The organism is Candidatus Pelagibacter sp. HIMB1623, from assembly GCF_052047695.1.
GTDB lineage: Bacteria > Pseudomonadota > Alphaproteobacteria > Pelagibacterales > Pelagibacteraceae > Pelagibacter.
In genome coordinates, this window is the sequence record NZ_JBNAJN010000012.1 from 267,997 (window position 1) to 278,558 (window position 10,562).

The 10,562-nt window shown below is 25.7% G+C and carries 9 protein-coding genes; all 9 read right to left on the reverse strand.

Going from position 1 to position 10,562, the window contains the following annotated elements; all coding sequences use genetic code 11:
• Window positions 1–17: 17 nt before the first annotated feature.
• Window positions 18–1,994 (reverse strand): polysaccharide biosynthesis protein, encoded by a 1,977-nt coding sequence (locus ACTTBN_RS04405; RefSeq protein WP_440681184.1) that lies wholly within the window; start codon window positions 1,992–1,994, stop codon window positions 18–20.
• A 228-nt stretch (window positions 1,995–2,222) separates the two neighbouring features.
• Window positions 2,223–2,945, reverse strand: coding sequence for a sugar transferase (locus ACTTBN_RS04410; RefSeq protein ID WP_440681185.1), 723 nt, complete (start codon window positions 2,943–2,945; stop codon window positions 2,223–2,225).
• Window positions 2,942–4,048, reverse strand: coding sequence for a DegT/DnrJ/EryC1/StrS family aminotransferase (locus ACTTBN_RS04415; RefSeq protein ID WP_440681186.1), 1,107 nt, complete (start codon window positions 4,046–4,048; stop codon window positions 2,942–2,944). Before ACTTBN_RS04415 ends, ACTTBN_RS04410 begins: the two co-directional genes overlap by 4 nt.
• A 17-nt stretch (window positions 4,049–4,065) precedes the next feature.
• Window positions 4,066–5,055 carry an alpha-ketoacid dehydrogenase subunit beta gene (locus ACTTBN_RS04420; RefSeq protein ID WP_440681187.1) on the reverse strand — a complete coding sequence of 330 codons (990 nt, stop codon included), beginning with the start codon at window positions 5,053–5,055 and terminating at the stop codon, window positions 4,066–4,068.
• 4 nt (window positions 5,056–5,059) lie between these two features.
• Complete coding sequence (locus tag ACTTBN_RS04425; protein ID WP_440681188.1) at window positions 5,060–6,088, reverse strand: thiamine pyrophosphate-dependent dehydrogenase E1 component subunit alpha; 1,029 nt, start codon at window positions 6,086–6,088, stop codon at window positions 5,060–5,062.
• Window positions 6,089–6,218: 130 nt separating this feature from the next.
• Window positions 6,219–6,863: a methyltransferase domain-containing protein gene (locus ACTTBN_RS04430; RefSeq protein WP_440681189.1), complete on the reverse strand. Its 645-nt coding sequence runs from the start codon at window positions 6,861–6,863 to the stop codon at window positions 6,219–6,221.
• Window positions 6,864–6,932: 69 nt separating this feature from the next.
• Window positions 6,933–8,219 (reverse strand): nucleotide sugar dehydrogenase, encoded by a 1,287-nt coding sequence (locus ACTTBN_RS04435; protein ID WP_440681190.1) that lies wholly within the window; start codon window positions 8,217–8,219, stop codon window positions 6,933–6,935.
• A gap of 11 nt (window positions 8,220–8,230) precedes the next feature.
• A complete protein-coding gene (locus ACTTBN_RS04440; RefSeq protein WP_440681191.1) occupies window positions 8,231–9,556 on the reverse strand; it encodes a glycosyltransferase family 4 protein in 1,326 nt (441 codons plus the stop codon).
• Window positions 9,553–10,562: hypothetical protein (locus ACTTBN_RS04445; RefSeq protein ID WP_440681192.1), on the reverse strand; the 1,010-nt coding region annotated here is incomplete at its 5' end. The genes ACTTBN_RS04440 and ACTTBN_RS04445, both read right to left, overlap by 4 nt.

Here is a 10,562-nt window from a genome sequence, read left to right on the forward strand (position 1 = left end):
ATTTCCAAGTTAAAAAATTATTTAGTTTTAATTCTTATAACTTTATTTTGATCACTATTAATTATTTTAGTTGATGTTAAATAATTCCTTGAATTTGATTTTTGTTCATAAAAATGATCAACTATTTCTGAATTTGATTGATAAGATGTAACTAAATTTTCCAGCATATGTTTAATTTTATCTAATTTATTTTCCTCAATTAAATTTGATAAATGATCTAAATCTATTTTAAGTTTATTGAAGGGGATAAAAGGATCTTTAGCTTTTTGAATTTTTTCATGATAAGTTTTTTCAGGATTGTCCCCTAGTAATAATTCTTCATATAATTTCTCACCTGGTCTAAGGCCTATTATTTTAATCTCAATATCTCCATCTAAATTTTTATCATTTTTAATCGTAAGTCCTGAAAGTTTTATCATTGTTTCAACTAAATCTTTAATTTTAATACTTTCACCCATATCAAGAACATACACCTCACATTTTTCAGCCATAGCACCTGCTTGAATAACTAATTGGGATGCCTCAATTATTGTCATAAAATAACGAGTTACATCAGGATGAGTTAGAGTTACAGGACCACCTTCTTTAATTTGTTTTTTAAATTTTGGAATAACAGAGCCTGAAGACTCTAATACATTACCAAATCTTACAATTGCAAATTTGGATTTTTGATTTTGATTATCATAAAGAGATTGTACACAAATTTCAGCAAGCCTTTTAGTGGCACCCATAATATTTGTTGATCTAACTGCTTTATCACTGGATATTAAGACAAAATTTGAAACATTATATTTAAGTGCGCTTTCTGCCAAATTAAACGTTCCAAACACATTATTTTTTATACTTTCACAAATATTTTCTTCAACTAAAGTCACATGTTTATAAGCGGCTGCATGATAAACGGTGTCTATGTTAAAAGTTTTAAATACTTGTTCAATTTTTGATTTAGTTTGAACGTTAATTAGTAAAGGAATAATAATTTCATTTTTAATTATATTTTTTAATTCCTCAGTTATTTTATAAAGAGCAAACTCACTTGATTCGATAAGAATTAGCTTTTTAGGATTTAATTTTATGATTTGTCGAGATAGCTCTGAACCGATAGAGCCCCCTGCACCTGTAACCATTACAACTTTTGAATTTATATTTTTAGATAATAACTCTAAATTAGGTTTAACTTGTTCTCTATTTAAAAGATCATCAATGTTAAAATCTTTAATATCTGATACGGACACTCTGCCATCTACAATATCTTGTACACTTGGAAGTGTTTTAACAATTACTTTATATTTATTTAAATAATTAATAACTTTATTTCTTTTATGTCTACTAATTGAAGGAAGCGCTAGTAAGATTGTTTCTATATTTTGTGTAATAATTAATTTATTTATATTTAAAGGATCATAAACTGTTTTACCTAAGATTAATTGTCTATGAAATTGAGGGTTATCATCTAAAAAACCAACAACTTTCATCTCTGTATTGCTTTCTAAACTAGTCAGTAACTGTCTTCCAGCTGTTCCAGCTCCATAAATTAACACATTAGTTCTATTTTTTGATGTTTTTAAATTTGATAAAAATAAAAATTTGATACTTAATCTTGATAATGAAATTGATAGAAATAATAAAATAGGCTGAATAATACCAATAGATCTTGGAATACCTTGAATTCCATAAATGCCAATAATTGAAAAATATAAAATTGAGTAAGCGAAAGAAGCAATAAACACTGTAAAAATTATTGACAGACCTTGAAAACGAATAATAGTTTTATACAAACCCATTAACCAAAATATTGGAATTGAAATGAGTATTGAAATCTCAACAGCTAAAGTTGTTACATTATTAATTCTAACAAATTCCTCTAACCTTAAAAAAAACGCAAGCCAAGTACAAAAAATACATAGACCTATATCTATTAGAATTGCTATTATTCTCTTAGTATTACGAGGGAGGTTAAAAATATTTTTAGATACTTCTGTTAAAATTGACATGATCGTAATTTAAGAATTAATATTAAAGCAGAAATATCAAAAAACAATAACAATGAAAATTTATGATAATTATTAGTCATAATATTGATAGTTTTTCTGTTATTTAAACCTCCAGCTTTGAGAGCGATCTAAGCTATTTTGATTTATCATCCTAAGAATTTGACAAAACCATGCTATAATTAAGCTATTTCTTAACTTATATTAAATTTAAAATAAATTATTGGGTCTTTATACAGCAATTTTATCTGATCCTGGAGGAGGATAAGGGTAAAGTTCATTTTCTCTTTTTGCAACTTCAATAATTTTTTTATTAACATTAAATTTTTTTAATTTTTTAACTATTCGTTTTAAAGCTATAGGTTTTGAAATTAAAGCGACTAAAGTATAAATTATAAGCTCAAAATCTAAAAAGATTGACTGATGCTTTATATAAATTAAACCCAACCTACTCTTCCAAGGTCTTATCAGTTGATTATATGAAAGATCTGGATTTTCTTTATTTTCTAAAATTTTACCTTCATCTGAAAATACTATGGATGAAAAATCGGTTATCCCTGGTTTTACCAAGAGTAATTCTTTTTCAACTTCGGTATAAAAATCTACTTCAGATTTAACATTAGGCCTAGGCCCAACTAAACTCATGTTACCAATCAAAACATTAAATAACTGTGTTAACTCATCTATTTTATACTTCCTGATTTTTTGTCCTATTGGAATTATACGAGTGTCATTATCACTTGTAGAACTAATACCTTTTTTGTCTGCATCAAAAGTCATAGTTCTTATTTTTATTAAATTAAATATTTTACTATTTTTTCCTATTCTTTGAGAGATATACAGAGGTGATTTTTTATCATATCTCCATACTAAAATTAAAAATAGAATTAAAATTGGAGAAAAAAACAACAAACCACTTAATGAAAATATAATATCAATAGTCCTTTTTATCACTTTCTATAAAATTCCTTTATAGATTTACAAATATAATCAATATCGTCATTACTTACAAATAAATTCATTGGTAGCATAATACATCTTTTAAAAAATTTATCTGTATTAGGTAATACTTGATTAAATCCTAAATTTTGAAAATGATGAATTCCTTTACCACCCCACTGGATTAACGTTCCTATATTTTTTTCATTCAAATAATTTTTTAACTCATCTCTCTTATCGGCGGTAATCTCATAGTTTTGATAAACATCAAAATGATCAGAATTTTTATTTGGATATGGTGGAAGCTGTATCTCCTCAAGGTCCTTTAATAAATCTTGATACATTTGTGCTATAGCTCTTCTTCTTTCAACAACTTTGTTATATGTTTTTAATTTATGACTTAAAATTGCAGCCTGAATATTATCAAGTCTTGAGTTTCGTCCCCATCTTTTAACTTCGCCGTCAAGATCTCGTCCATGATCATGTATTTGAAAAATTTTATGATATAGGTTTTTATCATTTACCAGAACAGCTCCTGCATCACCAAAACACCCTAATACTTTTGCAGGGAAAAAACTGATACATGATGCTAATCCAAAAGTACCAGCATGTTGTCCCTTAAATCTAGCTCCTAGTGCTTGTGCTGCATCTTCAACAATAAACAGACTATTTTTTTGTGAAATCTTTTTAATTTTATCCATATCACAGACTCTTCCATTTAATTGGGTAGGCATAATTCCAACTGTGTTTGGAGTGATAGCTTCCTCAATTGACTTTGGGCATATTAAATTATCATCACCTATGTCAACTGGTACAGGAGTTCCTCCTGCAACTTTTATAGCAGAAGCAGTCGCTAACATTGTGTGAGATGATATAATAATTTCATCACCTTTTTTTAGACCTATTGCTTCTAAAAATATTTCCATTGCATCAGTTGCATTTCCAACTCCAACAGAATAATTAGCACCAGTAAATTGGGCTAGATCGATCTCAAAGTTTGATAATTCTTTTTGTAATATAAATCCACCAGATGATGCAACTTTATCAATTATAGAACTATACTCATATTTATAATCATTCCACAGTTTAGGATATTCAAAAAAGGGGATATTTTTCATATTTAAGATTTTGGTATTTATTTAAGAACTAAGTTTTTAACCTTTTTATAGACATCTTCAACTGAAGTATAATATTTCTTTTCAAGAATAGTTGCTGTAGGAGCAGGCGCATCCGGCAAAGCAATTCTCAGAGGTTGACTTTTTAAAGTTTGAGCATCTAAATTTTCAACTACTTTTGCAACTAACTCAGCTGAAAACCCCGAGGATACCCATCCAGGATCTATCACGACCAATTTTCTAGTCTTTGTTACAGACTTTACAATATCTTTAATATAAAGAGGATTTAATACTCTCACATCAATAATTTCAGGATTAATATTAACTTTTCTCAATCTTTCCTTTGCTTGTCTTGCTAGATATGAGGAGTAGCCCGAAGCTATGATGGTAACATCTTTTCCTTTTGAGGTAATTTTCGGTTTTTGAGTTTTTAAATCAAGTTCAATTATTTTAGGTAAATTTTCTTCTTGTTCGTATAACCACCTGTCATCAATATAAATTACTGGATCTTTACATAAAACCGAGGCTATAAGTAAATCTCTTGCATCTGCAACTGTTGAAGGCATTACAACTCGTAAACCTGGAACATGGGCAAACCAAGAATGAAGAGCTTGAGAATGTTGTGCTCCCTGCTCTCCTCCTCTATTGATAATACCTCTAATTGTCACTTCAGGATTAGCTTGACCTCCAAACATATGAGACCATTTAGCTGCCTGATTAACAATTGCATCCATTGAATATAACATAAAATCCATTCTTGGATGAACTACAATAGGCTTCATTCCCGCAAGAGAGGCTCCTATAGCAGCTCCTGTTACTGCAGACTCAGAGACTGGTGTATCAATAATTCTATTTTTACCAAATTTTTTATCTAAATCTGTCATTGAATTACCTACGTACCAAGGACTCCATAAACCTTGACCAATTACGAAAGTTTCTTTGTAATTTTTTAACAAGTACTCAAATGCAGCCAAAATTGCTGTGCCATAATTATATTTTTTGGTTTTCATCTAATTAATCCTTGGAGTATACATGTTTATTAATTGAGTTTATTGAGGGAAATGGATCCTTCCTTGCTTTATCCCACGCAATTTTAATCTCCAAATCAATTTTATCATTTAAATCTTTTTCCTTTTTTAATGACCATAATTTAGAATTAATCATAGATTGTGACAATCTTTTAATCGGATCTCTTTTTTTCCAATGTTGAATATCATTTTTAGATCTTTTTATTCCCACATCAATATCTTCCCTCCAATCAACATGACCATACCATCGAAAAGTTATTAGCTCTAAAATTGCAGGTCCACTACCATTGCGAATTTTGTTTATAATTTTTTTCGAGTTCTCATATACTGAGACAACATTATTTCCATCTAATAATTTAAATGGAAGACGATTAGCGTCTGCAAATCTTGAGCTAAATTCATTTGGTTGTCTACTTGAAATGTGCATGTGACTTGCGAATAAATTATTCTCTATTACAAATAATATTGGCAATTTGAGCATTTTAGCCAAATTAAAACTTTCATGAACAACTCCTTCTTCGATTGCACCATCTCCCAAATAAGACACACTAATATCTTTCAAATTGCTTTTTTTTGCCGCGATAGCAGCACCAACAGCAAGCGCAACAGTACCAGCAACAATAGGTGTTGATCCATAAAACCCATGAGTTTTATCATAAAGATGCATAGATCCACCCATACCTTTAGAAAAGCCAGTTTTTTTACCAAGAATTTCAGCAAATAATTTATAAAAATTTGGATTAAGTGAAAGTAAGTGAGAATGTGAACGATGATTACCAAATACTCTATCTGTTTTTTTTAAATTTTTAGATATACCTACCGAAATTGCTTCCTGCCCAACACTAAGATGAACTGGCCCACCAATGAAACCTTTTTCTCTTTCAAAAGCTAATTTTTGCTCCGTTTTTCTAAGAATATACATTAATTCTAGAAATTTTTTTAATTGATGCGAACTAGTCTCTTTAATTGAAATTGGTTGTTGGAATTTGTATGGATTAATTAAATTCCTGATCATGGAATTGATAATAATCAAATAAGTGAGAATTAAAAGAATTAATTTAAATTAATAAATTTATATTTAAAAATGCTTAATTAAGAAGAAATTTGATTTTAAAATTAATATAGTAAATAATTTTTTTTATATTTCAAAAACTTTGATTTCTAAATAAAGCTGATTTTACATTTGAATTTAAAACTTTTTTGTATGGTGATTTTCCATAAAAAATTTTTTTAAATTTAAATTTTTTAAATATTAAGTCAAAATTAGTATGGTTATAACCAAACAAATTTTTTCTTAATTTCAAAGATTTTTTATTATAAAAAAAATCGTCAATATATATATATTTAGAGTTTTTGCATATAATTCTAAGAATATTATTTAAATCATTAAGATCTAAAATATAACAAACTCTATCTAATATTGCCAAATCAAAGATTTTTAATTTGCTTTTTTTTAAAAATTCAGAAAGTTTTTTTTCAGTTAAACTAACATCAAAGTTTTTAAAAATTTTATTATATCTAAATTTTTTTTTACAAGTATGAATTGCTTTTTTATTTATATCTATACCAAAAATATATTTAGCATCTCTAGAAACAAAGTACTCTAATTTATCTCCTGTGGCACATCCAAAATCTAATACAGAAATAATTTTTTTTTTTTTAAAAACTTTTTTAAAATGATTTGTTGGCAATATGCCATATGATTTTTTAAAGATATTTTTTTGTATTAAATGTCTATATTTCCAAAAATAATTATTTGAAGCTAAAAATCTTTTGAAAGATAAGTACATTTTTTAATTATTTATCAAAAATAGTATTATTTTAAAAAAATTAAAAATTTAGTTTCATTTATTTATATCTTATAACTGAATAACTTTATTGCTTCTAAATTTAATTTTATTTCTGGTATCAAATATCATCTTAGAGTTTTTAAAAACATTTTTGTAATTAACTTTATCATGATCAGTAACTATAACTATTGCATCAAATTTTTTAATATTATTTTTTGTGAGATTGATTTTTTTTACATTTTGCAAATCATAATTTCTTGTTTTAGGAATTTTATTAAAAAAAGGGTCAAAAAAATTTACTTTTGCGTTATATTTGATTAAATGATCAATAATTTCTAAAGCAGGACTTTCTCTAGAATCATTAATATTTTTTTTATAAGCAATACCTAAAATCAAAAACTTTTTACCTTCAAAATTAATTTTGTTTTTTTTTTTAAATATATGAAAATAAATTTTCTTAATTATCCATAAAGGCATGGATCTATTAATTTTACCTGAAATTTTGATAAAATTTGTCTGTAGACCTAATTTGTTAGCTTTCCAACTTAAATAAAAAGGATCAATTGGTATGCAATGTCCGCCAAGACCAGGTCCTGGATAAAAAGGCATAAAACCAAATGGTTTTGTTTTCGCAGCATCTATTACTTTATAAGTATCTATATTCATTGCATTACAAATTTTTTTCATTTCGTTCACAAAACCAATATTTACAGCTCTAAATACATTTTCGTATATCTTGGTCATTTCGGCTATTTCAAGTGAATCAACCTTAATTGCTCTATTAAAAATATGTTTATACAAATTATAAGATTTTTTAAGACAATTTTTTGAATAACCACTTACTATTTTTGGAATTGAGTCAATGTTTAACTTTAATCCTGGATCATTTCTTTCTGGCGAAAAACTAATATAAAAATTTTTACCTAAAGAATACTTTGTTTTTAAATATTTTACAAAAATATCATATGTTGTGCCTGGATAAGACGTGGACTCTAAACAAATTAACTGACCCTCTCTAATTATATTTTTTAGCTTGAAGAAAGTTTTTTTAATAAAAGATAAATCTGGGTTAAAATTTTTAGTAAGTGGTGTTGGTAGACAAATAATAATGTTCTCAACATCTTGTAAATCAGTAAATTTTATACTTGGTAAAAAAAGTTTTTTTTTTATAAATTTTTTAATTTCATTTTCATTCACATTAGTAAGATAACTTTTTCCAGTTTTTAATTTTTTAATTTTTTTTATGTCAGAGTCTATACCACATACAGTAAAACCTTTTTTACAAAACTGAAGTGCGCGTGGAAGACCAACATACCCAAGGCCAATTATTCCAATTTTGTATTTAAATTGCTTCACTAATAAAATAATTAAGTTTTTAAAGTATATAGATCAGTTTTATTTTTATGAATTTTTTCAATTAAATTTACTGCATCTCCATAAACTATATCATAAGTATAGTTACTTTTATAAAGTTTTTTTGCATTATTTGAGTATAAATTTAATTTTTTTTTATTATTCAAAAGTTCATATATCTTGTTTTTTAAAGAAACATTTGAACCATCTTTATAAGAAATACCTATTTGCTTTTTTTTAATTAATGATGACACTTCTCCTTTAAGTGGTGATAATATAGGTAATCCAAAAGATATATAATCAATAATTTTATTTGGAATATTGTCCTTAAAGTTATTAAAATTTTTATATGGTGCTATTGCTATATTCGATCTAGACGCTATTGAAGCAATCTTGTCACTATCAACCCACCCCATAAATTTAATATTAAATAAATTTTTGCTATTTTCTATTAAACTTTTTTTTAACTCTCCATCTCCGCAAATAATAAAATTAATAATCATATTTTTATTATTTTTAATATCTTGAATATTTTTTGCACATTTAATAATAGTTTCAAAATCAAAACTTCTTGATAAGGATCCTAAAAATAAAATATTAAACGAATTTTTATTCGATATCTTATTTTTATCACACCATTTATTTGATAAGGTTTTATTATAATGATTTGTTTTATTTTTATTTGAAACAAGAGGTATTACTTTATTAAGCACATTATTTTTTTTTTTTGAAATTTTCAGACTCCAATTTATGAATGAATTTGACATTGAGGTTATTGAGGTTGCTTTTTTAATTGTTTGTTTAAAGCAATAATAATAAGGAAATAAAATTAATTTAATTAAAAAATGTAATTTTTTTGGAAAAATTTCTACAATAAGATCGGGCCATTGATCTTTAATATCTAGAATATAAGGTATATTACGTTTATAAAGCCATCTAGACATCACATAGGATATTTCAATAGGCGGATAACCTATAAAAACTACATCTGGCCTACTTTTTTTTTGGTTAATTATTTTATTCAAATTTAAAGCTAGAATTAAATGGTCATAAAATCTTTTAATACTTATATTTTTTTCATAACCTGGGCTGTCAATTAATTGAAAGCTCAATTTTGAATTAAAATTAATAATTTTATTTTTATTATACCTAAATAATTTTTTTTGATGATCAAAATTACTGGAAAAAAATAATACATTGTGACCTTGATCAACTAATTTATTTGCAAGATTCATGCCCCTCATAAACCTTGATTTTTTTCCATCAATGATTAAGGGTTCTCCTGTCTGCAGAATCCATACATTTAGTTTTTTTTTTAAATTTTTGAAATATTTTTTCATTGATTTTTATAAAAATTTAAATTTCTTTTTATTATCAAAACAAACCCCAATAAAAAATAAAAGAAAAAAGATACTCTTGGTTGCTCAATATAAAAACCTCCTATCGAAGTGAAAAACATAAATATGTGCCAAATAAGAAATGATAGATTAAATATTTTGTAATCATTAAATTTATCTAAATTATTATTATTAATTAACAATAATCTGAAAATAATTATATAAACTGTAAAAAAAAACAATATACCAAGATACCCATATCTAAATAAAATATATACAATGGCTGACTCCAAGTGTTCAGAGTAATATATTTCTCCAGATTTATAAAAACCAAGCTCTAAGCCCTTTGAAGGACCGTTTCCAAATAATGCAAGCGATGGGTGATTTATAGCTCTTTCAAAAACTAAAATTAGTTGTTCTATTCTTGCTTGACCAGATTGTCCTATATTTCCTTCTGTAAAAAAATCTAAAAACTGACCATATATAATGGAATAATCTTTTGAAAGCACTCCGGAAATATCAAATAAATGAAAAATTACAGGAACAATAATAAGGTGTGATAAAAAGAATAATTTTTTTTTCAATCGTAAATTAGAAAATATAATACTAAAAGGTATAAATATTATAAAGATTATCAAAAAACCAAAAGCATTAGATCTTGAACCAGACTCAAGTAACATCCACAAAGATATAAAAAAAGGTATTATAAATTTAAGACCTAAAAAAATATATTTATAAAAAAAAAATATACAAAAAAACATTACTATAAAAGCGTGATCATATGGGTTTCCAAACGGAGCTGTTAATCTATTAGAATTATAAATATTTAAATCAATGTAAAGTAAAGAGAAAGTACGATAATGATTTGTCTGAATATAAGCAAAAAATATAAGTATGATAAATATTAAATATATAATTTTTGTAAAATCAATACTTTCAGGATTTTTATAATAAAGAATATAAATTGATGAAAATATAAATATATATAATAAAGGTTTATGAAATTCAT

What these genes read in the sequence shown, in the direction of transcription:
- ACTTBN_RS04405 (WP_440681184.1), bottom strand. Translation starts at nt 1,994, where the DNA reads ATGTCAATTTTAACAGAAGTATCTAAAAATATTTTTAACCTCCCTCGT.
- ACTTBN_RS04415 (WP_440681186.1), bottom strand. Translation starts at nt 4,048, where the DNA reads ATGAAAAATATCCCCTTTTTTGAATATCCTAAACTGTGGAATGATTAT.
- ACTTBN_RS04420 (WP_440681187.1), bottom strand. Translation starts at nt 5,055, where the DNA reads ATGAAAACCAAAAAATATAATTATGGCACAGCAATTTTGGCTGCATTT.
- ACTTBN_RS04425 (WP_440681188.1), bottom strand. Translation starts at nt 6,088, where the DNA reads ATGATCAGGAATTTAATTAATCCATACAAATTCCAACAACCAATTTCA.
- ACTTBN_RS04430 (WP_440681189.1), bottom strand. Translation starts at nt 6,863, where the DNA reads ATGTACTTATCTTTCAAAAGATTTTTAGCTTCAAATAATTATTTTTGG.
- ACTTBN_RS04440 (WP_440681191.1), bottom strand. Translation starts at nt 9,556, where the DNA reads ATGAAAAAATATTTCAAAAATTTAAAAAAAAAACTAAATGTATGGATT.